This window comes from Marinomonas sp. HM11-D (genome assembly GCF_057626615.1).
Genome location: NZ_JBMMKT010000002.1, coordinates 423,811 through 446,472, shown reverse-complemented (window position 1 = coordinate 446,472; position 22,662 = coordinate 423,811). Strand labels below are relative to the sequence as shown.

Here is a 22,662-nt window from a genome sequence, read left to right as displayed (position 1 = left end):
AGGCTCGAACTCGCGACCCCAACCTTGGCAAGGTTGTGCTCTACCACTGAGCTATTCCCGCTTTAAGCTTTCGCAAACTTCAGCTAAGCTACGCTGGTTTTCCAATCCGTAGATTGGCGTCCCATAGGGGGTTCGAACCCCTGTTACCGCCGTGAAAGGGCGGTGTCCTAGGCCTCTAGACGAATGGGACACTGTAGCGCCTTGCTGTGTAAGCGGGTGCGTATATTACTGTTACCAAACGGAAAATCAACAACTTTTTTTAAATATATGTATTCTAAGCGAAAAAAATTAGTTTCCAGCACAAAAACCCATCAAGAGACACTACAAATGAGAGCACTACTACTAAGTTCGGTTATTTTGGCAGCAGTTGGCCTACAAGGCTGCTCTACTACACACGTTATCAATATTGCGCCTACTAATACGCCAGTATCTCAACATTACACAAACCAGCAACAGATCAACTACTCTGTTAAGCCGTTTAAAGCTAGAACCATTGGCGAGATTGAAACAGGTTTAGGCGAACGCGCCCAGATCGTGATCGGCAATGACACCCATGACGCATTAGAAAGCTACATCGGCAACAAACTTGTCGCCTACGGTTTTACTCCAGACCAAGGCAACTACCCTGAAACGATTTTAATGTTCAATCTAACCAACCTGAGCTACACCACCCGCACGCTTTCTTTAAAAACTGAAGCAAAGCTAGTGGCTGAGATTGAAGCGACTGTAGTAAAAGGTGAGCAACGCTACACGGCGAAGTTTAAGTCTGAAAAGATTGATCAGTACGGCACCATGCCAGACCGAGAGGAGGTAGAGAAGGAAATCAACGCCTTACTTGGCAAAACAGTGGATCGTGTTTTCACTGACGCCAAGCTTGTGAATATGCTAAGCCGATAACAGATACAAAAACGCTGACTATATAGCTACTTATATAGTCAGCGTTATTTTACCAAGCAGACGGTTATTTTTTTGCTTTAAAGTCCATCGAAGCAGAATTCACACAGTAACGGATCCCCGTTGGCTTAGGCCCATCAGGAAACACATGCCCAAGATGCGCTTCGCATTGATTGCAGACAATCTCAACGCGCTGCATACGCCATGAGTTATCTTCTATCTCTTTAATGTTCTGAATATCCGCATCATAGAAACTTGGCCAGCCAGAACCTGAGTTGTATTTAGCATCTGAATCAAAGAGGTGCGCGCCACAGCAAACACAGAAATAACTACCCTCTTCGTAAAACTTATCATAGCGTCCAGTGAAAGCTCTCTCAGTGCCTTTCTTGCGCACTATTTGATACACTTCTTCAGGCAGACGTTCTTTCCACTCTTCGTCGGTAAGTGCCTTGTATTGAGAAGTTTTTTGATCATCGCTCATGTTGAAGACTCCGAATTAACGTCCCAGAATTATAACTGATTCCATCACTAGATATGAGGAAGCGTGGTGCAAATACGTAAATCAAACAAACTCGCTAATATTTGCTACGAGATTCGAGGCCCAGTACTCAAAGAAGCCATGCGCATGGAAGATGAAGGCCACCGCATTCTTAAGCTAAACATTGGCAACCCAGCGCCATTTGGCTTTGAAGCACCGGACGAAATCCTTGTAGACGTTATCAAGAACCTACCTAACGCCCAAGGTTACTGCGAATCTAAAGGCTTATTCTCGGCTCGTAAAGCCGTGATGCAAAAATACCAAGCCCTTGGCATTCGCTCTGCCAACGTTGAAAACGTGTGGATGGGCAACGGCGTCAGTGAATTAATCGTGATGGCGATGCAGGGGCTATTAAATGATGGCGATGAAATTCTGATCCCAGCACCTGATTATCCACTATGGACAGCCGCAGCAACGCTATCCGGTGGCTACGTGCGTCATTACTTATGTGATGAGTCTGCCGGCTGGCAACCAGACATCGCTGACATCAAGTCTAAGATCACCAATAAAACCAAAGCACTAGTGATCATTAACCCGAACAACCCAACGGGCGCCGTATACTCGGAAGCGATTTTAAAGGAATTGGTAGATTTGGCTGAAAAACATGGCCTACTGCTATTCTCAGACGAAATCTACGATAAGATTCTCTACGATGGTGCACAACACATCCCAACGGCCACATTAACTGAAGGCCGTGTACCCTGTGTTACCTTTGGCGGCCTATCAAAAGTGTACCGTACCGCAGGCTTCCGTTCTGGCTGGATGATCATTACTGGGCCAACTACAGGCATTGAAGACTATATCTCTGGCATCGACATGCTGAGCTCAATGCGCCTATGTGCCAACGTGCCAGCACAACACGCAGTTCAGACAGCATTAGGTGGTTATCAAACCATTTACGAGCTTACCGCTCCAGGTGGACGCCTATATGAACAGCGCAACTTAGCTTGGGAAATCTTAGACAGCATCCCAGGCGTGCACTGTCACAAACCAGAAGGTGCTATGTACCTGTTCCCACGCCTTGATCCTAAGATGTATAACATCAAGGATGACGTCGATGTGGCACTGCGCTTCTTAAAAGAAGAGAAGGTACTTTTAGTGCACGGCACAGGTTTCAACTGGCCAACACCAGACCACTTGCGCATTGTGTTCCTACCGCACGTGGAAGAACTTCAACCGGCGATGGAGCGATTTGCTAAGTTTTTATCGCGCTTACGCAATTAATTCCTACTTGAAAAGGAACTAACTGCCCTCATGATGCTCCATAGTATTTTCACTCTGGAGCATCTCTAACATGCGTATATTGCTATTCCTTTTAACCAACATTGCGGTACTGGTTGTTGCCAGCATCGTCTTGAGCGTTTTAGGCGTTGAGCGCTACATTTCAAGCAGCGGCTTAAACTTAACCTCCCTACTGATCTTCTGTGCCGTATTCGGCTTTACAGGCAGCATCATTTCCCTATTGCTCTCAAAGAAAATGGCTAAATGGGGTTCAAAAGCGCAAGTCATTGAACAACCACGTAACCACAAAGAGCAATGGTTGCTAACGACCGTACAAGAACTAGCAAAAGAAGCCGGCATCAAAATGCCTGAAGTGGCTATCTTCCCAGCACACGAAGCAAACGCCTTCGCAACGGGCTGGAACAAGAACGACGCCCTAGTGGCGGTTTCTAGCGGCATGCTAGATCGCTACCCACCTGATGAAATCCGTGCCGTAATGGCTCATGAGATCGGTCACGTAGCCAACGGCGACATGGTGACACTGACGCTGATTCAAGGCGTGGTAAACACCTTCGTTATGTTCTTTGCTCGTATTGCGGGTTATGCCGTGGACCAGTTCCTACGCCGTGATGAAGAAGGTGAAGGTTCTGTTGGTTGGGGTTACTACATTGCTACCATGGTATTCGAAATCCTATTCGGCATCTTGGCGAGCATGATCGTGATGTGGTTCTCCCGCTACCGTGAATTCCGTGCCGACGAAGCCGGCGCACGCCTAGCAGGCAAAGGTGCCATGATCGCTGCCCTAGCACGCATTCAAAGCGAGCACGAAGTATCGTATATGCCGGATACCATGGTGGCGTTCGGCATTCGTCGAGGCCGCAAATCTAGCTTCGGTGAGCTATTCTCAAGCCATCCACCAATCAATGATCGTATCGCTGCACTGCAACAACTGTAAGTACATTCGATACCCATTAAAAAAGGCCTCAGATGAGGCCTTTTTTAATACTTAAACATTTGCTTTGGCAGGGGCGCCCTAGCGCTGCTTTTTAGAAATGGCGTCCAGAATGTACGCCAACAAAGGAATGCCCTGCTCTTTCACGACATTGTTAAACTTAATGCCGTAAACATACATATACTCAACACCCATACGCGATAAGAAAGCGTTGTCCGCAATAGATGACTGCAATTGCTCTAGCAACTGAATCTCTTGGCTACGAATCTCACAATCCAGCTTCAAGATATGCTTAAACTCACCAATATTTAAGTTCATTGCAATACGCATAGTTTGATTCACAAAGCCAAAATCATCTTTGGAGACGATCTTACACCCCCCTGTACTCAAATCCACAATAATACCCGTGGAGTGCTCCGCGATGGGATTCTCGCCACCCTGCTCAACAGAACAGATTAAGCGCGCTTCAACACGCACCGCTTGGCGCACTTCAGAGGTTTCAACATAACTTGGGTAAGCGATATGCAGATGCCCAGCAGGCTCTAGATAACTTTTGGCAACTTTGGAAGAGAAAGCGCAGACGTTGGTGGCAGACATCAGGCGCACATTCACCACCTGACTGTCACGCACAATGATATTTTTACCGTTGACCCTTGGGCAGGACACAATCAAGGATCTTCCAGGAATGCGCCCAAGGACTTTTACCGTATAACGACCAGGAGGGGAAATAAACTCAATTTGGACACTCGACCCCATGGGCACCGAGACATCACTAAAATCTATCTGTTTAACTTCCGCCATCTCTACTCCTAGTGGCTGTGCTGAAGAAACCCTAACGCTGCAAGCTCATGTGCAAACTTAGTGTGTTTCACTATTGTTGTATTGAACTCATCTCGCTCAACGTAGTTCTTTCGCAGCCAGTCAAAGCCTTTGTCTTTGACAAAGCTCGACATTACATGCTTAAAACGAGCACTATCACGCGCCACATCAAAGCAAGCTTGGATGGCACGAGCGAGAGACTCTTCACGATCCAGCGCGGAATTCATTTTTATTTCACAAATACTACCCTGACTGATCGCTTCCGCATAGCTACTTTTTGCCGTAATTTCAAAGAATTGGCATAAAGACTGGTAAATATACCAAGTTCCTTTCTCTCGCCCTTGCTTGCTGTATCCAGCAATATGAGGCGTGGCAATATCACACAATGCCGCCAATTCCATATTAGGATGCGGCTCACCATGCCAAACATCCAGAGCCAAGTTAAGCTGACCATCCAGAACATGAAACTGTTTAATCAAGGCCTGCTCATTAATCACACCACCACGGCCCGCCGAGACAATCGTTTGTCCTGCTTTCAGTTTAGCCACGTATTCGTCATTAATCATGTCGAAACTTGGGTAAGGCCCAGTTTTAGTGAGTGGTGCATGCAAGCAGATCACATCCGAGTCCATTACATCTTTTAATGTGGTCAAGGTGACACCTGGAACACTCTTTTGCAAAAATGGATCATAAGCCACCACTTCACAACCAAGCGCCACAAAACGAGCTGCCACACAGCGACCTACGTTACCCTGGCCAACAATACCAATACGTGCGCCTAACCAGCGCACACCTTTGGTCATGTATAGGTAAGCCAGCGCACTGAAAACATAATCCGCCACCGCATCAGCATTACAACCTGGCGCGCTGTTAAAGCCTATCCCTTGAGCATTCAGATATTCCGTATCAATGTGATCCGTACCTATGGTGGCACTGCCCACATATTTAACTGGTGTACCACTTAGCAGCGCTTCATTAACCTTAGTGACAGAACGCACCAACAATACATCAGCATCCACCAACTGCTCTGCAGTCAAAGTACGACCGTTAACCAGAGTCACTTCTCCTAGATCACTGAACAAGCTGACAACATTAGGCATGTTCTCATCGGCAATAATTTTCATGACACTCTCTTAGATGGGATAACAAACTTGCGGCAGGTGCTTGGTAATGATTCTCATACAAAGCTGTCGCATAAGCCAGCACTCGCTCAGGAATACCGTTCTCTATTAATTCTAGTGCACGTTGCAATACCGCAACGCGAAATGGCGTGGCATCGTAATCTGGAAGCCCCAGATTATCGACACTGACATCAAAGGGCATGCCACAAGACCAATGCAATAAGCATTCATAGGCCTGCGGCCGCACTTCAAATTGTTCAAATTCTTTTTGCTGCTCTAACGAACGCCCGTCTTCGGCATACCAGTAGCCAAAATCATCTTGCTTGCGACGCTCTGGGCCCGCCACACACCAGTGACTGACTTCATGCAAAGCACTCGATGGGTAATCGTAGCGATATTGGATTTGGCTAATGCCTTGAGGATCTTGCGCTAAATAGAAAGGTTCTTCAAAGCCGCCTTTTAAAACGGTGTTATAAGCAGAAAAAAAGACGTCGTGAAACGTCTTTTCTAGAAATCTTGCGTTCACATTTTCTCTCTAAATCTAAGCCCCCGTGCCCACACGACGGCTTAGACAGGGACTATCTATTAGCCACGGTAGTAACGTGATGGGAAGAAAGGCATTTTCGCTGGAGTAAGTGGGATCAGTTTACCACGTAATGAAGCGAAAAGCGGCTGATCCAATACAGCAGTTTGTACATACGCCATCACGATTGGCTTTTCCAAAGAAGGCGCAAAGCCACCACTGGTTACTGTACCAGCAAGTTTGCCGTCTTCAGTAACGATATCGACACCCTCACGCACAGGCGCTTTACCATCAACAATAAAGCCTACACGTTTACGAGAAATACCTTCCGCGAAGTTTGCAAGCACCACATCTGCACCCACGAAGTTACCTTCACGCTCACCGCCAGCACGACGTACCGGTTGAATCGCCCAGGTGATCGATGCTTCCACTGGTGTCGTTGATTGATCAAGATCGTGGCCGTATAGACATAGACCTGCTTCTAGACGCAACGAGTCACGCGCACCTAGACCAATCCATTCCACTTCTTCTAGGGCTGTTAGCGCCGCACAGAAAGCTTCAGCTGATTCGTTTGGTACAGAGATTTCGTAACCGTCTTCCCCTGTGTAACCAGAACAGCTTACCCAAAGCTCGACACCATTCCACTCAACCTTAGTGGATTGCATAAATAGCAAATCGTTTAGTGCTGGTAGAAGACGTGCCGCCGCTTGACGTGCTTTAGGACCCTGAAGTGCCACTAGTGCACGATCAACCACTTCAACTTTAGAGGTAGCAAGACCTGTTGTTAGATGCGCAACGTCTTGTTCCTTACAAGCTGCGTTCACCACCATGTAAATGGTTTCATCACCCCAGTTGGTGAACATAAGGTCGTCAGAAATACCACCGTTGGTTGTCGTAAAGATGCCGTAACGCTGGTGATTCAATTCAAGACCTTTAACATCTACTGGTAAAAGCTTCTCAAGCTCTTCTTTCACATTTGCGCCAGTTAGGATCACTTGACCCATGTGTGACACATCAAATAGACCCGCTGATTCACGTGTCCATAGGTGCTCTTTCTTCACCCCCATTGGATATTGAACTGGCATTTCGTAGCCAGCAAATTCGACCATGCGCGCGCCGGCATCAACATGTGCTTGGTATAAAGGAGTACGTTTCATGAGCACCTCTGGTTAACATTAAATCAAAATGGGGTTGTTTCGGGATGTTTCCAATCGGAAACAAAGTATCTTCGTTAATTTAATTCATTGCAACTATATGATGGTGGAAGCCAGAGAATTTGCGCAATGCTGTTTATTCCATACCACCTACCCACAGAATTGACCGTCAGGTCGATTTTTCCTTTTGCGACATTTTTGTCTAAACTTCGTATTTTGTTTCTGGACACGTGTTTCCAATCGGAAACTTTTTGTTTATGATGCCAGAATCTCATAACAATGCAGATGATTAGTACGAAAGGTGAGATGATCTTTTTTCACGTCATTTACTTGTACAAATGATAGAATGAAGTCCATCTCTTAGTGTCATCGACATGAATTTCAATCAAGAGGATCTCAAAATGGCTAACACTGAAGCCTTTTTCAGCCAAGCACTTAAAGACCGTGATGCTGAGCTATTCGCGACCATCGCTGAAGAGCAACACCGTCAAGAAACTGGTATCGAGCTTATCGCTTCTGAAAACATCGTTTCTAAAGCAGTAATCGAAGCTCAAGGCTCTGTACTTACTAACAAGTACGCGGAAGGCTACCCAGAAAAACGTTACTACGGTGGCTGTGAAGCTGTTGACGTAACTGAGCAACTAGCAATCGATCGTGCTAAGCAACTTTTCGGTTGTGAATTCGTAAACGTTCAACCACACTCTGGTGCGCAAGCAAACGGTGCTGTATTCCTAGCACTTCTACAACCAGGCGACACTATCATGGGTATGGCTCTGTCTTCTGGCGGTCACTTGACTCACGGTGCAGCTCCAGCTCAGTCTGGCAAATGGTTCAACGCTGTTCAGTACGAAGTTAGCCCAGAAACTCTATTGATCGATTACGATGCACTAGAAGCTAAAGCGGTTGAATGCCAACCTAAGCTAATCATCGCTGGTGGTTCTGCTATTCCACGTCAAATCGACTTCGCACGTTTCCGCGAAATCGCTGACAAAGTTGGCGCATACCTAATGGTTGACATGGCGCACATCGCAGGTCTAGTTGCGACTGGCTTCCACCCATCTCCATTCGGTCACGCGCACGTTGTAACTACTACAACTCACAAAACTCTACGTGGCCCACGTGGCGGTATGATCCTAACTAACGATGAAGCCATCGCTAAGAAGATCAACTCTGCAGTATTCCCTGGTTACCAAGGTGGCCCACTAATGCACGTTATCGCTGGTAAAGCGGTTGCATTCGGTGAAGCTCTGAAACCAGAATTCAAAGAATACATCCAACAAGTAGTAACTAACGCTAAAGTTCTAGCGGAAGTTATGATCGAGCGTGGTTGTGACATCGTTACTGGTGGTACTGACACTCACCTAATGCTTGTTGACCTACGTCCAAAAGGTCTTAAAGGTAATGCTGCAGACGCTGCTCTAGAGCGCGCTGGCATCACTTGTAACAAAAACGGTATCCCGTTTGACACTGAAAAACCAATGGTAACTTCTGGTATCCGTCTAGGTACTCCAGCAGCGACTTCTCGTGGTTTCGGTGAAGAAGAATTCCGTAAAGTTGGTCACCTAATCAGTGACGTTCTTGACGGTCTAGTGGCAATGCCAGAAGGCAACCCAGAAGTAGAAGCTCGCGTAAAAGCAGAAGTACAAGAGCTTTGCGCACGCTTCCCTCTATACCGCTAATTCGCTCTCGCCCGAGGTGATCCCTCGGGCAACATAAATAGGAAAGATCGCCATGAGCAACATTCCATCAAACTTGAAATATGCAGACTCACACGAATGGGTTCTAGACAACGGTGACGGCACTGTAACAGTTGGCATCACTGATCACGCTCAAGAACTATTGGGTGACGTTGTTTACCTAGAACTTCCAGAAGTGGGCTCTGAAACAACGGCTACAGAACAATTCTCACTAGTAGAATCTGTAAAAGCTGCTTCAGATATCTATGCACCAGTATCTGGTGAAGTAATCGAAGTTAACGAAGCTCTGGACGATTCTCCAGAACTAGTTAACGAATCACCATTCGGCGATGCATGGATTGCAAAAATCAAGCTTAGCGATCCTAGCGAACTAGACAAGCTAATGGACGCAGACGCGTACGCTAGCTCTATCGAGTAATCGATACCCAACACCCCTCACCCATGAGGGGTGTTTTACTTTCCCCATTTATCTTGCAATTTCTTTTATAGGTGACTTTACCATGACTTCGTGTATCCGCGATTTGCTAGGCAAAGACGAATTCATTGCGCGTCATATCGGACCCGATGTGAACGAGCAGAAATCGATGCTAAGCACTCTTGGCTTTGACTCTTTAGACCACTTAATCGAGAACACTATTCCAAATGCCATTCGCTTGGCCAACCTCGATATGTCTAAGCAGCCCGTTAGCGAAAACGAAGCTCTATCGCAACTAAAAGAAATTGCAGGCCGCAATAAAGTAGCGCGCAGCTACATCGGTATGGGCTACCACGACACATTCGTGCCAACGCCTATCCTACGCAACCTGCTAGAAAACCCAGGCTGGTACACAGCGTACACGCCATACCAACCAGAAATCTCTCAAGGTCGTTTGGAAGCTTTGTTGAACTTCCAACAAGTGATCATTGATTTAACTGGCATGGAAATCTCTAACGCTTCGCTACTAGACGAAGCAACAGCGGCGGCAGAAGCGATGACGCTGATGCAACGCTCAAGCAAGAAGAAAGTGAACAGCGTATTTGTGGCAAGCAACGTATTGCCGCAAACCATCGACGTTGTGAAAACTCGTGCTGAATTGCTTGAATTCGAAGTGATCGTTGATGACATCGAAAACCTAGGCAACTACGACGTGTTCGGCGTGATCGTTCAATACCCAGGTATCGACGGCTCGGTTAACGACCTAACAGACATCATCGCCCAAGCCCACGCACAAGACGCATTGGTTACCACTGCGGTTGACCTATTGGCTCTAGTACTACTGAAATCCCCTGCTGACATGGGCGCTGACATCGTTGTCGGTAGCGCACAGCGTTTCGGTGTACCAATGGGCTTCGGTGGTCCACACGCGGCATTCCTTGCAACCAAAGACAAATTCAAACGCTCTATGCCAGGCCGTGTTATCGGTGTGTCAAAAGACAGCCACGACAAGCCAGCATTACGTATGGCGATGCAAACACGTGAGCAGCACATCCGTCGTGAAAAAGCGACCTCTAACATCTGTACTGCACAAGCACTACTTGCGATGATGGCGGGCTTCTACGCGGTTTACCACGGTCCTAAAGGCCTGAAGAAAATCGCTTCACGCGTAGCGGGCTTCACTAACATCTTCGCTAAAGCTCTAAAAGGTCACTACTCTTTCAACGGCACTTACTTCGACACGCTTGTCGTTAAGACGTTGGATAGGACAGAAGCCATCTTCAAGAGCGCAGCGGACAAAGGCATCAACCTTTACCACGCAAGCAGTACTGAGCTATCACTGTCTTTCAGTGAAACCAGCACTATCGAAGATCTATACAACCTAGCAAGCAGCTTCGGCGTAGAATTGTCTGAAGAGCTACTAGCGGCAGAAGTTGGCTTCGGTATCGAAGACGGCATGCTACGTACAGACGACATCCTAACGCACCCAGTGTTCAATTCGCACCACAGCGAAACGGAACTAATGCGTTACATGCGTCAGCTAGAAGTGAAAGACATCGCCCTAAACCAAAGCATGATCCCACTAGGTTCATGTACGATGAAACTTAACTCTGCATCAGAAATGATCCCAGTCACTTGGGAAGAGTTTGGCCGCATCCACCCATTCGCGCCAAAAGCACAAGTATCAGGTTACCAAGCACTGCTTAACGACCTAATCGCTATGCTGTCTAAAGCGACGGGCTACGACACTATTTCTTTGCAACCAAACTCTGGTGCGCAAGGTGAATACGCAGGCCTTATCGCGATCGACAAATACCACAAATCTCGTGGCGACGATCAGCGTGACATCTGTCTAATCCCAAGCTCTGCACACGGCACTAACCCAGCATCAGCGGCCCTTGCAGGTATGAAAGTTGTCATCGTTAAGTGTGACGAGAACGGCAACATCGACGTAGCGGATCTAAAAGAAAAAGCTGAGAAGCACGCAGACAACCTAAGCTGTATCATGGCGACTTACCCATCAACCCACGGTGTGTTCGAAGAACAAATCCGCGAAGTATGTGAGATCGTACATGACAACGGTGGTCAGGTTTACATCGACGGCGCAAACTTGAACGCCTTGGTAGGTATCGCACCTCCAGGTAGCTTCGGCGGCGACGTATCGCACTTGAACCTACACAAAACATTCTGTATCCCACACGGCGGTGGCGGTCCAGGTATGGGTCCTATCGGTGTTAAATCACACCTAGCGCCATTCCTACCAGGTCACTCTGTGTCTCCAGTAGTACAGAACGAAACGCAACACGGTGCGGTATCTGCAGCGCCTTACGGCTCAGCTAGCATCCTAGTAATCACTTGGATGTACATCAAGATGATGGGCGACCGTGGTCTACGTGATGCAACGTTCAACGCGATCCTAAACGCGAACTACATCGCCAAACGTCTAGGTGAGCACTACCCTGTTCTTTACACGGGTAAAAACGGTACTGTTGCACACGAATGTATTATCGACATTCGTCCGATTAAAGCAGAATCAGGCATTTCTGAAGAAGACATCGCTAAGCGTCTAATGGACTTCGGTTTCCACGCGCCAACTATGTCATTCCCAGTAGCCGGCACACTAATGATCGAGCCAACGGAATCTGAAAGCCGTGAAGAACTAGATCGTTTCTGTGATTCCATGATCCAGATCCGCAGCGAAATCGCCAAAGTTCAAGCGGGTCAATGGCCACTAGAAGACAACCCACTAGTGAACGCACCTCACACAGCAGCGTCTCTACTAAACGCTGACTGGGCACACGCGTACACTCGTGAAGAAGCCGCTTACCCACTACCATGGATTGCAGCTCGCAAATACTGGCCACCAGTGGGCCGTATCGACAACGTTTACGGCGACCGTAACTTGTTCTGTGAGTGTCTACCAGTAGAAAGCTACCAGAACTAATCTCTGGCTAGTTTAGACATTAAAAAGGCGAATCTTGTGATTCGCCTTTTTCGTTTCTGTAAGCAGCCCTTATGGGACGGGTCTCTTACCCCGATTACTTGCTGCAGGAGCTCGCTGCGCGAGGGATCGGCTCTTTTATGCGAGCGGACTCCGCTCCGCGATCAGCATTTGTTGGAGGGGCATCCTTGCCCCGACTATATTTGGCTATGCAAGCAGTCAGCTTTAGTGCTTACTAACAGCTTTGCTGCGCCCTTCCAAGCAAATCATTTTACTTGCGCCTGTCTCGTCTCATTCTTCGACACCGACCATGTATGAATTTAAAAGCACGTAAAGTAACGCATGGAATTACGCCAATAAACCTCTCTAACTTTGTAGGAACTCGTTTTGCAAGTGAACATACCCTATTTATCTATACAAAATTACGTATTGACTAAATCAACACCAGAACCTATATTCTTCCATACAAAATTACGTATAAAACCAGTTTGAGATTCACTATGAGCGAGCTAACCTTTACCAATATTTTTGATGCTATAACAGATGATTCAGGCGAAGCCGCAGATCTCGAATTTCGTGCGGATATGATGCTAGTGCTAAGAAACTATTTTGAGGCTCAAGATTGGTCTACCACAGACATCATGAGCGCTCTGGGCATACCACAGCCACGTGTCAGTGAACTTATGAGTGGTAAGGTCTCCAAATTCTCATCAGATAAGCTAATTAAATTTTTAGCTAAAATCGGCTATCAGCTTAAGCCGTCACTAACAGTAGAAAAGGACAGCTCGGTGACTTTCACTTGCGTAGCCAAAGAGCTAATTACTCAGTAAAGCTATAGTTGATCCTGCATTAACTTGTATCGCTCCTTTGCCGTTTTCATTGCCTTACGATCTACTCCATTAGTCGTTTTAGTAAACGAATGAAGAATATACACAGTGTCCTTGAATTTAGCGCAGTAGATAGATCGAAAAGCTGGGCTACCGTTAATTTTCAATTCGATAGCCCCCTTTCCAACACTTTTACTCAAAGATTCAAAGTCAAGCAACGGACGCTCTCCATGCGCAACTGCATTGATGCTGGTAGCAAACTGTAGTTGTACTTCCTTTGGCAGTTTCTTAAATTCTTTAAGCGCTGCCGCATTAACAAACTGAAAGTCTTTCAAAATCGCTCCTTCCTTGAAGCACCACCTAAATGTGCGAGCAGTTCGTTCCGCGATCAGCCTTTGTAAGAGAGATATCTTACCCGACCATCTTTCACTCTAAATCAAGCTCATAAAACCAAACCACAGAACCAGCACTACCGGACCCTATCGCTCCCCATCATCCACAGAAGGCGTGTTCTTTAGATACTTTTCAAAAAACGATCCTGACTCAGATTCCGACGTTTTAAACAGCATTTCAAAGAAAGATTCCATGTCCACTTCCGGCTCCGTTTCGGGTTTACGCCCTTCTGCCTTGGCATGGGCGATATTGCGCACCATATCATGTCGCCATGAGCCAGGTATCTGAGCCTCTTCAATTGGCGGCAGGTTGTCGTAGTGATTCATTATTCCTTTCAGAGCTTCACTGGTATCACCGTTTCTCTGTCGCCATTGCCAAGTTTGCTCAGCAACAGCTTTTGACCGCCAAGCGTAATCTTGATCACTTTGTTCCGATAAAGCCGCTCGCCTTTCATTGGTGGTAAAGGTTCCGCTTTCATCGTAGATAATTAACGTAAGATGGTCCGGAGCGAACCCTTTAAACGGGTTATTTCCTCGATCGTTTACAAACTGAGTGGCTTGCTGAGCACGCTTTATATGAGCAGGATCGTTTGTGCTTGGTACTTCTGCATCATATTTAAGCTTATTGCGCACAAGGTTTTGCCCATAAAACTGGCTTTTAATGGCTTTTGCTTTATCCGCTAATTCTTGCCTAGTCAGGCTAGCATCCCGCGCATCGGCCCGAATTTGTGCTTCATGTAGCTGTTGTGCGAGTGAAGAAATTTTACTGCTGGATGAGCTCTGTACTTCTGATGAAACTTCTGTTTCTGTGGCAGTATTACGCGGTTTGTTCGCTAAACCTGTACCCTTAATGATGCTTTGCGAAATACGGCTAAATTCATTGATCATGACTCCCTCCCTGAAAGTAAACGTTATCCTTAACGAGCAGCGCTATTTATTCAAAAGGTAGGGCAATGTTCACATTACTCTACCCTCCAAAATCATAAACGACTATTTCAACGCCGGATCCCAATGCTCTGCGATCTTGCCATTCTCAATACGGAACATATCAAACCAAGTTGTCGTATAAGTCTTACTCGCATCATTCGGATCTTGATGTTCACGGGCAAAGCTTAAAACCACCATATCCCGTTCAGCGACAATAGAAACCAGAGGCGCGATGATTTCGTCTTGAATCGGTTTGGGTTGGCTAAATTGGCCAAAGAATTCAACAAAGGCAGCACGGCCAGTGGGCACTTTCGGGTTATGTTGGATGTAGCTTTCCGTGAGATATTGATCGGCTTTGTCTAGATGACCACCTTCAAACACTTCACGCCAGAAGTCGTAGACCAGTTTTTTATTGGCCTCCAGTTGAGGGTTATCGCTGACAAGCAACGCTTGTTGGTCCGGTGCTGGAGTGACCGGCATTTGCGCGTACGCCAAAGGTAGGGTTAAAGCAGTTAGGGTCAGTAATAGTTTTGCAGTTCGTTTCATCTTAATCTCCTTTTAAGGTATGTCTTAATTTGCACATATCATCATATTAATCAGAAAAATTAAGCCTGCAAGAAAAACCTTATATATCAATGAAAAAATAAATATGAACACACTCTAATATACTCACACTAAAAACAGGACTACTACTAAACCTAGCACTTTTAATTCAAAATAAACTTTTTTTAATACTTAAAAAATTTTTGATCGTTTATATTTTCATTAGTTCAACAACAAGCCATATATAATTATTGAGGCTATCTAATGTTAAAGAAAACTACATTAGCATTTTATACTGCAACTTCATTATTTACTTTATCTATTCCATTTAAAGTGGGCGCTAACACTCTCACAATGAGCCTAAATGGTCATATAAAGGATCGTTGTGAAATAAATTTTTATTCAGGGAATGTCATGTCATTTTCTGAAAAAATCAATCAATCCCTTCCGTTTGAGCTGTACTGCAATCGTCCTTTGGGAATTACAGTTACTTCAAAATACGGCGGACTTAAACTTCAGAAAAAGGGATCAAGCTTAATTGAAAGCTACAGTTTCAACCTGCTTCTAGAATCTCTTAATCTTTTTGGAAGCTGGCAAAGCAGTCAATTAAAATCTCCGACTCAAATCGAAGAAAGTTCTGGTGCTATACCTTTTACTCAACAGGGAGTTATCAGGGTGGCGCTCGAAAACAATCTGCTTTATGCAGGTTATTACGAAGACGTTATTGAAATTGAGGTGTATCCATCAATTCATGGCGTGATGAGTAAGTAAAATTTCTGCAAATTTCTGCAGAAGAGCATCAGCTCAGTAGTAATAGAGCTAATAACTAAAGTTAAAGGAGTTTATTATGAAAAAGCTAGCACTCAGTACTGCAGTTGTAACTGCATTATTAGGTATCCAAGCCCATGCAGCACCAGGTGATGTTCAGTTAGTTGGCTATGTTTCCCCTATCTGTGAAGTAACAGGGCTTTCCACGCAGCTAATTGATTTTGGTAATGTATCACAAATTCAAAATGTCTCAGTTAGTGGCCTTAACATGAAATGTAACGACGTTGATGGTGCAACGGTTACATTAACAAGTGCCGAAGGCGGCTTAGAATCTGATGATAATGAAGACTTTGCCCTCAAGTACGACGCCACATTTAACCCTGGAGGAAGTTTGGCTTCATTCACTTTAAATGCCCCAGGTGGCCCAGGTCTAAATGATGTATCTGCAAGCCAATCTTACGGCGGCTCGAACGCGTTAGCAACTGGTGTGGGGGCTTCCATTGAGATAGCAACCACCGAAACTTCACCTTGGGCTGGTGGCTACTCGGATACTCTTACAGTAAACATCACTTCTAATTAGAAGAACAAAGTAGGAGGCTCGTTAGGCCTCCTACTTTCCTCTCCCTAAATCAAAACACCTTTGATGGAGCGCAATGCTATGTCTCGCTTGATAGTAATTTTCGTCTTATCGTTTACTTGTATTTTTGCCTATGCATTCAAAGTTGAGCCCATGTCAGCAGAAATGTCCCCTCTTGGTAAACGAGCTCAAATGTCGATGCGAATCGAAAACACCTCATCTAAAACATTGACGGTGGAACTGTATCCACTCTCTATGACAATGGATGAACATGGCAAGGAGACTGTCACTGCTGCCGACGAAGAATTATTAGTTATTCCAGTTACAGCGATCATAGAACCAGGACGCTCACAATCAGTCATGGTGCGTTACTTAGGAGACCCTTCCATCACAGAGTCCAAGGCCTACCGTGTGGCTATCAAACAAGTCGCAGTCGAGCGTGCTAGTCAAGATACAGGACAGGTAAGTTTCTTATTGCAATTCAATACGCTGATTAATGTACGCCCACAAAATACATACCCTCAATTAGCTGTCAAAAGCGTCATACCTAACAAGAACAATCAATGGCTTTTAGAAATATTAAACAGTGGTAATAGTTATGGTCGATTAACCAGCACCAATTGGAGAGTCTCGGATGGTACACATTCTACTTATTTGAGAGGTGCAGATATCGCTAAACGTATTCCAGGAACACTGATCCTGCCCAATTCTACTCGTTATCTTGAAATGCAACCTATTGATAACTTCAATGTGAGAACACTTAAAATTGAGATTGATGAGGGCATGTAAGGATGACTCGATATATTTTATTTGGCCTAGTGTGGTTGACTGTAAGTACGCAAGTGCTTGCAGTGACAATCTCACCGTTAGTGATCGAATTAAATACTGACCACCGGCTTACATCACAACTATTTGTCACGAATAACTCTACAAAGAAACTTGCCTTAGAGGCAAGCGTACATCAATTGATTTTTCGAGATAATAGACAGATAGAGACATCAATCATAGAAGATCAAAGCATACTTGTATTTCCACCAGCAGTATTATTAGAACCAGGTAAGAAGCAAACTTTTCGCCTTCAATGGGCAACCACCGATCCTCTCGAAGTTTCTAAAAGTTTTTTTATTCGATTTAGCACAGCCAATTTAGACCTGAATAATGAAAACTCATTAGCACTTTCTAATTTACAGAGCGGTATTAAAGTGCAACTTAACTACAATGCACTATTACACGTTTACTCATCTTCTCTCTACCCAGACATAAAAATAGAAATTGGAAAACAAAGCGATATCAGGCTCATAAACTCAGGCAATCGTTTTACATTTACTACATCTCTTAAATTTAAAAATTTAGACCAGAACTCCGTTACTGCTCTTCTTAAAGTATTAGGAACTCAATTTATACCTCCACACTCCACGACTATATTCAATACTACTGGACAGGATTTACCAGCAGGCACTTATTATGGTTATGAACAGTACTCTAAATGATAAAACAGGAAATTGTCTGATTATTCAGACCTTAATAATATTCTACATGATGCTAAGTACTTCGGCATGGTGCCAAGAAATTGTCTTAAATCCCACTGGACGAGATATTCAACTGACCTCTTTAGTTAGAATAAGCGACACTATTTTGGGCGAAGCAGATATTACTATTACTGCTGATGATAAGATCCTACTACCAAAAGAGAGCACGCTTTCTCTTCTCTCGACGGTTATTACTAATGAGGGTATAAGTGCCCTCAGTGCTACTACATCTGACGATGTTCTATCACAATATCAGTTTCAACAAATAGGATTGACGCTTATATTTGATTTTGCGTCCCTAGAATGTGTTATCACCGTTCCACCCGAACTAGGAATAACTCAGCAACTTTCCATGCTCGAAGCAGAAAATAACTATGCGTATGTCGAGCCAAGCACATTCAGTGGCTATCTCAATTTGGCACTATCCGGCAACAAAAGCCAGTTTGTCGAAGGAGATGAGCGTGAACAACAGAGTCTATACCATACTCAACTCGACTCAGCCATTAACATCCACAACCTAAACTTCGAAAATGAGTCCTTCTTAGAAAACGGCTCCCAGACCCATTCAAAGTTTGTAAGACAAGGCTCTCGACTTAACATTGACATGCCTGATCAGGGAACTCGTGTCGTAATGGGAGATATGTACAACAGTGGTCGTGCTTTCCAAGATGGAGTAGACATTCTGGGTATTGGTTTAACACGTGATTTCACCATCATTCCCACTCGTAACGTTCGCCCACGGGCCAACCAGTCTTTTACTCTACAACGTACATCTAATGTCGATGTTTATATAGATGGTATTCCTGTACGCAGACTGACACTTGGTGCTGGCAGCTATAATCTAAGTGATATTCCGCTTGCACAAGGTAGTAATGACATTGAATTAGTGATTACCGATCGGTCAGGTAAAGAAGAGCGCATTGAATTCTCAATCGCCACTGGCAACGGCCTTTTAAACAGTGGGGAATTTGAGTATAGCGTCCTTTATGGTGTACCCGCTCAAATTAATGATGGACAACGAGAATACCTAACAGACGAGCGCATTCTGCATGGCTATATCGATGTAGGTCTAACACCTTGGTTCACACTAGGAATGAACTCTCAGGCTCGTGAAGATTTGTATCAGTATGGTGTTTCAGCTCTCGTCGCATCCAAATGGGGCGTCACAGAATTCAATGCCTCACAAAGTGATCACCCTCTTTATGGAGCGGGTAGTGCTTATCGCGTCGCCTTTGATGCTCAATTCCCAAATAACAATCCGTTAGATCCTCAACTTAGCTTAAGTTATGAACACTTAAGTAACAGCTTTAGCGGTATCAGCAGCTATAACGCCGATGACAAAAATATTCATTTAACAACACACTATGTAAGTGCTTTTGGCTCCATATACCTTAATCGTTCTTTACGCTCCGCTCTTTCTATTAACTATCGATCTGGCATCGACAGCGAAAACGATTACTGGACCGCAAGCCCCAGTCTATCTGGGGGACTATTTGACACCCCCGCCACTTGGAGTGCGCGTATTAACTATCGTCATAAAGAGACGGGGGAGAATGACATTGGCGCAACATTATCTATCAGCTGGCCATTCACTCGAAGTTCGCGCTTAGTAGCTCGTCACTCATCGCATCTTAATGAAAGCACGTTAGATTACACTCATCAAAATAATATAGGCAACACTGGCGGGGTATCTGCATTCGCTAGTGCTGTCACCAATCAAGATGTTGATGCAGATCTAGATGCCGGCGTGAACTACGCGGCCAACCGCTACGAAATCAACGCTAGCCATACCACGCGCTTCAACGATTTAGGTGGTGATCAACGTAGCCATACGAGTGACATCACTATCAGTAGTGCTTTGGCCTTTGCAGACTCGTCTATAACCATAGGCAGACCTGTTCGAGAAGCGTTCGCCATAGTGCAAAAACACGATAGTTTGGCAGAAAATGAATTAGCCATCGACCCAACTCACGATGGCAAGCACGCACGTGTTTATCTCTATGGTGATTCTACTGCCTTGGTACCCGACCTTGTCGCTTATAATAACCAAAACCTTAGCTATGACATTAAAGATTTACCACCAGGCTACGATCTAGGTGAAGGAGCTTTCTGGCTAAAACCCGGCTATAAAAAAGGCTATTCTCTTCAAGTAGGTTCAGATGCCGCTCTAACAGTAATTGGCAAATTATTAGATCGGCAAAGCAACCAACCTATTTCGCTTGTCGCTGGCAATGCTAACTATCTAGGGACATCTAAACAGCCTCATACTCCTATTGAGTTTTTTTCAAACCGAAGTGGTGTGTTTGCAATATCAGGACTAAAACCAGGAAAATACGAACTTATACTCGACACGAAAAAACGACAATCTGTGACCATCGATTTAAGCGACAATAAAAACACCTTAATTAGATTAGGAGATATATATGTTGATTAAATTCCTTATAAAGCTTTTGTTTAACATATTTATATTAACCAGTATCTCTAACATATATGCGTGTAATATTAATTCAATCTCTATTCAACCGGTAACGATCCAGTCAACATATGATGTTTTTAACACAAGTAGTTTCACCACTACAAACACATACCGTGTTAGCGCTGATATAATAGGAAAAGAATGTGAACTAAACATAGCATTACAACTTGATGATCATAGCAACTCATTAAAGAGTGCCAGTCAAGAGACACTTTTATTTGAATGGAGCAGTCAAACAGGCATGCCCGTTGCCAATCAATGGCAACTCACTCTCACCGAAAATCAACCCTCAGCAACGGTTAAAATGCGCTTCCCTAGCAAGCAATGGCTCACTGCAGGCACCTATCATGGCCTGTTACAAATGTCTTTCTCCTCCTCACCCGATAACATCCTATTCGAGCAAAGTCCCACTCCTTTAGATATTCTAGTTAGTGTACCTCCCGCATCAAAAATTCATTATTATGGCTCTACAGAAACACATTATACCATTGATCTAGATGAATTATTATCCGATAAGGTAATCAGCTCTCTCTCAAATTTGTGGGTGCAAAGCAATACAGGCTACCGGATTTTGTTTGCTTCAGCCCATCATGGGGCACTTCGTCATGAGTCTAACGACCCCAAATGGGACATCCCCTACCAGATGACTATAGAGAATATCATACTAGACCTCAATCAAACAGAGGCGTATATTGTTCGAAATATATCCACATTTGGGAAGCCACTTCCGATGAGCTTTATCATTGGAGATACAATAAGAAGACCGGGAGGTCAGTATGAAGACACACTAGAGATATCAATTGAACCAAACCTTTCCCAACAACCATATTTCTAGTTTTTAGAAGATATTAAATAAATGAAGACATTATTATAATAAATAAATCATCGAGTGAATAACGTTCAATGGAGGAAATCACCATGTGCAGTGAATCGAAAAAAAGTAGCATACTTCTTATCGGCAGTAATTGCATAAACAATCAATTTATACAGAGAGAGATAGAAAAACAAAAAAATTGTTACGTAGACAGCCTTTCTTTTTTAGATATTGAAAGCTCATCAAACCACTTAACGCCAGATATTGTTCTCATCAGCTTCTCAATCATCTTCAAGCAAAACAATGTCAACTCTGATTTATCAAAGATACTCACTGAAAAATGGATTATTTATGATGTGCCTAGAGACATAGATAAAAGCGCCATATCAGAAATCCAGCAATCTAATTTCATTAAATTGAAAGGAATCATTCATCAGGATTCACCTATAGAGCATCTTACTCGCTGCTTAAAAACAGTTATCGAAGATGATTTTTGGTTACCAAGAAAAGTAATGTCAAAGATGCTTATAGATGCACAGCCTTATAATTTAAAACTTCAAGAAGTTCAAAAAAGTCTAACAAAAAGAGAACTTCAAATTTTTAAAAAGTTAATTGAAGGTTCGTCGAACTTAGATATCTCAGATGAACTATATATTTCTGAAAGCACTGTAAAAACACATATTTATAAAATATATAAAAAGCTTAACGTCAGCAATAGAAAAGAAGCAATTAAAAAGGCCCGAAATGTTGCTGAACACGATCTTAGCTAGGGAACATGCGCTTAAGTCGGCAATATGTGAGAATCTTGCCGACTTAAGCAACCATGACTTCTCAGTATGAACCGAATTGACAAGCAAACGTCTTATAACTCATCGCAAACCTTCCTTGGCCATATGAATAAGTTGGCAACTAGGCAACTAGGCAACAACTCAAAGCATAAGTTAACCCCTTCTATCCTAAGACATATTACTTCAACGCTGGATCCCAGTGCTCGGCGATCTTGCCATTCTCAATGCGGAACATATCAAACCAAGTCGTGGCGTAGGTCTTACTCGCATCCTTTGGGTCTTGATGCTCACGGGCAAAGCTTAAAACCACCATATCCCGTTCAGCGACAATAGAAACCAAAGGCGCGACGATTTCATCTTGAATCGGTTTGGGTTGGCTAAATTGGCCGAAGAATTCGACAAAAGCAGCACGGCCAGTGGGCACTTTCGGGTTGTGCTGAATATAACTTTCCGTCAGGTATTGATCAGCTTTGTCTAAATGACCACCTTCAAAGACTTCACGCCAGAAATCGTAAACCATTTTTTTATTGGCTTCGAGCTATGGGTTATCGCTGATAAGTAGGGCTTGTTGATCTGGTGCTGGAGTGACCGGCATTTGCGCGTGCGCTAAAGGAAGGGTTAAAGCACTTAGGGTCAGCAATAGTTTTGCAGTTCGTTTCATCTTAATCTCCTTTTAAGGTATGACTGCATTTTAAGCATAAAGTCTTTTGTAAAACGACCTTTTGCTGTGAAATGTCGATTAGTTC

At 44.4% G+C, this 22,662-nt stretch carries 24 protein-coding genes and 1 tRNA gene; 14 read left to right on the top strand and 11 right to left on the bottom strand.

Translation table 11 applies throughout. The features are described from left to right. Positions 1 to 114: 114 nt before the first annotated feature. A tRNA-Glu gene (locus ACOSVP_RS04550) sits at positions 115 to 190 on the bottom strand. A gap of 137 nt (positions 191 to 327) precedes the next feature. On the opposite strand from ACOSVP_RS04550, the gene ACOSVP_RS04545 reads away from it, so the two are divergent. Continuing rightward, complete coding sequence (locus tag ACOSVP_RS04545) at positions 328 to 897, top strand: YajG family lipoprotein (protein ID WP_487346301.1); 570 nt, start codon at positions 328 to 330, stop codon at positions 895 to 897. A gap of 64 nt (positions 898 to 961) precedes the next feature. On the opposite strand, the gene msrB is transcribed toward ACOSVP_RS04545, so the two are convergent. Then, the gene (msrB, locus tag ACOSVP_RS04540) at positions 962 to 1,375 is read right to left on the bottom strand and encodes a peptide-methionine (R)-S-oxide reductase MsrB (protein WP_487346300.1); all 414 of its coding nucleotides are present in this window, start codon (positions 1,373 to 1,375) and stop codon (positions 962 to 964) included. Positions 1,376 to 1,441: 66 nt separating this feature from the next. Here msrB and ACOSVP_RS04535 point away from each other — a divergent pair, with 66 nt between their 5' ends. Together ACOSVP_RS04535 and htpX are read left to right on the top strand one after the other, a co-directional pair. After that, positions 1,442 to 2,656 carry a pyridoxal phosphate-dependent aminotransferase gene (locus ACOSVP_RS04535; protein ID WP_141656866.1) on the top strand — a complete coding sequence of 405 codons (1,215 nt, stop codon included), beginning with the start codon at positions 1,442 to 1,444 and terminating at the stop codon, positions 2,654 to 2,656. A 70-nt stretch (positions 2,657 to 2,726) separates the two neighbouring features. Further along, complete coding sequence (htpX, locus tag ACOSVP_RS04530; RefSeq protein WP_487346299.1) at positions 2,727 to 3,608, top strand: protease HtpX; 882 nt, start codon at positions 2,727 to 2,729, stop codon at positions 3,606 to 3,608. Between the two features lie 78 nt (positions 3,609 to 3,686). Here the strand turns inward: htpX and ACOSVP_RS04525 are convergent, their stop codons facing one another. The 4 genes from ACOSVP_RS04525 to gcvT are packed head-to-tail and all read right to left on the bottom strand — an operon-like array spanning position 3,687 to position 7,225. After that, positions 3,687 to 4,406 carry a flagellar brake protein gene (locus ACOSVP_RS04525; RefSeq protein WP_487346298.1) on the bottom strand — a complete coding sequence of 240 codons (720 nt, stop codon included), beginning with the start codon at positions 4,404 to 4,406 and terminating at the stop codon, positions 3,687 to 3,689. An 8-nt stretch (positions 4,407 to 4,414) separates the two neighbouring features. Continuing rightward, a complete protein-coding gene (locus ACOSVP_RS04520) occupies positions 4,415 to 5,548 on the bottom strand; it encodes a 4-phosphoerythronate dehydrogenase (RefSeq protein ID WP_487346297.1) in 1,134 nt (377 codons plus the stop codon). Beyond that, positions 5,529 to 6,071: an elongation factor P hydroxylase gene (locus tag ACOSVP_RS04515; protein WP_487346296.1), complete on the bottom strand. Its 543-nt coding sequence runs from the start codon at positions 6,069 to 6,071 to the stop codon at positions 5,529 to 5,531. Before ACOSVP_RS04515 ends, ACOSVP_RS04520 begins: the two co-directional genes overlap by 20 nt. A gap of 59 nt (positions 6,072 to 6,130) precedes the next feature. Continuing rightward, positions 6,131 to 7,225 carry a glycine cleavage system aminomethyltransferase GcvT gene (gene gcvT / locus ACOSVP_RS04510; protein WP_487346295.1) on the bottom strand — a complete coding sequence of 365 codons (1,095 nt, stop codon included), beginning with the start codon at positions 7,223 to 7,225 and terminating at the stop codon, positions 6,131 to 6,133. A gap of 398 nt (positions 7,226 to 7,623) precedes the next feature. Here gcvT and glyA point away from each other — a divergent pair, with 398 nt between their 5' ends. The 4 genes from glyA (at position 7,624) to ACOSVP_RS04490 (ending at position 13,105) form a co-directional block, all read left to right on the top strand. Further along, complete coding sequence (glyA, locus tag ACOSVP_RS04505; RefSeq protein WP_487346294.1) at positions 7,624 to 8,901, top strand: serine hydroxymethyltransferase; 1,278 nt, start codon at positions 7,624 to 7,626, stop codon at positions 8,899 to 8,901. A gap of 52 nt (positions 8,902 to 8,953) precedes the next feature. Continuing rightward, entirely contained in the window at positions 8,954 to 9,337 is a 384-nt protein-coding gene (gene gcvH / locus ACOSVP_RS04500) for a glycine cleavage system protein GcvH (protein ID WP_487346293.1), read from the top strand. Positions 9,338 to 9,419: 82 nt separating this feature from the next. Then, positions 9,420 to 12,278: an aminomethyl-transferring glycine dehydrogenase gene (gcvP, locus tag ACOSVP_RS04495; protein WP_487346292.1), complete on the top strand. Its 2,859-nt coding sequence runs from the start codon at positions 9,420 to 9,422 to the stop codon at positions 12,276 to 12,278. 497 nt (positions 12,279 to 12,775) lie between these two features. After that, positions 12,776 to 13,105 carry a helix-turn-helix domain-containing protein gene (locus ACOSVP_RS04490; protein WP_487346291.1) on the top strand — a complete coding sequence of 110 codons (330 nt, stop codon included), beginning with the start codon at positions 12,776 to 12,778 and terminating at the stop codon, positions 13,103 to 13,105. A gap of 2 nt (positions 13,106 to 13,107) precedes the next feature. Here ACOSVP_RS04490 and ACOSVP_RS04485 read toward each other — a convergent pair whose 3' ends face one another. From ACOSVP_RS04485 to ACOSVP_RS04475, 3 genes are all read right to left on the bottom strand, one after another. Then, positions 13,108 to 13,437 (bottom strand): type II toxin-antitoxin system RelE/ParE family toxin, encoded by a 330-nt coding sequence (locus ACOSVP_RS04485; protein WP_487346290.1) that lies wholly within the window; start codon positions 13,435 to 13,437, stop codon positions 13,108 to 13,110. Positions 13,438 to 13,581: 144 nt separating this feature from the next. Further along, positions 13,582 to 14,382 carry a hypothetical protein gene (locus ACOSVP_RS04480; RefSeq protein WP_487346289.1) on the bottom strand — a complete coding sequence of 267 codons (801 nt, stop codon included), beginning with the start codon at positions 14,380 to 14,382 and terminating at the stop codon, positions 13,582 to 13,584. 102 nt (positions 14,383 to 14,484) lie between these two features. After that, positions 14,485 to 14,967: a nuclear transport factor 2 family protein gene (locus ACOSVP_RS04475; protein WP_487346288.1), complete on the bottom strand. Its 483-nt coding sequence runs from the start codon at positions 14,965 to 14,967 to the stop codon at positions 14,485 to 14,487. Between the two features lie 261 nt (positions 14,968 to 15,228). Between ACOSVP_RS04475 and ACOSVP_RS04470 the strand changes: the two genes are divergently transcribed. From ACOSVP_RS04470 to ACOSVP_RS04440, 7 genes are all read left to right on the top strand, one after another. Continuing rightward, positions 15,229 to 15,735, top strand: a complete 507-nt coding sequence (locus tag ACOSVP_RS04470) for a hypothetical protein (RefSeq protein ID WP_487346287.1) — start codon at positions 15,229 to 15,231, stop codon at positions 15,733 to 15,735. Between the two features lie 76 nt (positions 15,736 to 15,811). Continuing rightward, a complete protein-coding gene (locus ACOSVP_RS04465) occupies positions 15,812 to 16,312 on the top strand; it encodes a hypothetical protein (RefSeq protein ID WP_487346286.1) in 501 nt (166 codons plus the stop codon). A gap of 78 nt (positions 16,313 to 16,390) precedes the next feature. Further along, the gene (locus ACOSVP_RS04460; protein WP_487346285.1) at positions 16,391 to 17,098 is read left to right on the top strand and encodes a fimbrial biogenesis chaperone; all 708 of its coding nucleotides are present in this window, start codon (positions 16,391 to 16,393) and stop codon (positions 17,096 to 17,098) included. 2 nt (positions 17,099 to 17,100) lie between these two features. Beyond that, positions 17,101 to 17,799, top strand: a complete 699-nt coding sequence (locus ACOSVP_RS04455; RefSeq protein ID WP_487346284.1) for a fimbrial biogenesis chaperone — start codon at positions 17,101 to 17,103, stop codon at positions 17,797 to 17,799. Next, positions 17,780 to 20,272: a fimbria/pilus outer membrane usher protein gene (locus ACOSVP_RS04450; RefSeq protein ID WP_487346283.1), complete on the top strand. Its 2,493-nt coding sequence runs from the start codon at positions 17,780 to 17,782 to the stop codon at positions 20,270 to 20,272. Before ACOSVP_RS04455 ends, ACOSVP_RS04450 begins: the two co-directional genes overlap by 20 nt. Then, entirely contained in the window at positions 20,262 to 21,149 is an 888-nt protein-coding gene (locus tag ACOSVP_RS04445; RefSeq protein WP_487346282.1) for a hypothetical protein, read from the top strand. The genes ACOSVP_RS04450 and ACOSVP_RS04445 overlap by 11 nt, the downstream gene beginning before the upstream one ends. 83 nt (positions 21,150 to 21,232) lie before the next feature. Beyond that, positions 21,233 to 21,898 (top strand): helix-turn-helix domain-containing protein, encoded by a 666-nt coding sequence (locus tag ACOSVP_RS04440; RefSeq protein ID WP_487346281.1) that lies wholly within the window; start codon positions 21,233 to 21,235, stop codon positions 21,896 to 21,898. 196 nt (positions 21,899 to 22,094) lie between these two features. Here the strand turns inward: ACOSVP_RS04440 and ACOSVP_RS04435 are convergent, their stop codons facing one another. Further along, entirely contained in the window at positions 22,095 to 22,436 is a 342-nt protein-coding gene (locus tag ACOSVP_RS04435; RefSeq protein WP_487346280.1) for a nuclear transport factor 2 family protein, read from the bottom strand. 18 nt (positions 22,437 to 22,454) lie between these two features. Continuing rightward, positions 22,455 to 22,577: a hypothetical protein gene (locus ACOSVP_RS04430; RefSeq protein WP_487346279.1), complete on the bottom strand. Its 123-nt coding sequence runs from the start codon at positions 22,575 to 22,577 to the stop codon at positions 22,455 to 22,457. Positions 22,578 to 22,662 lie beyond the last annotated feature (85 nt).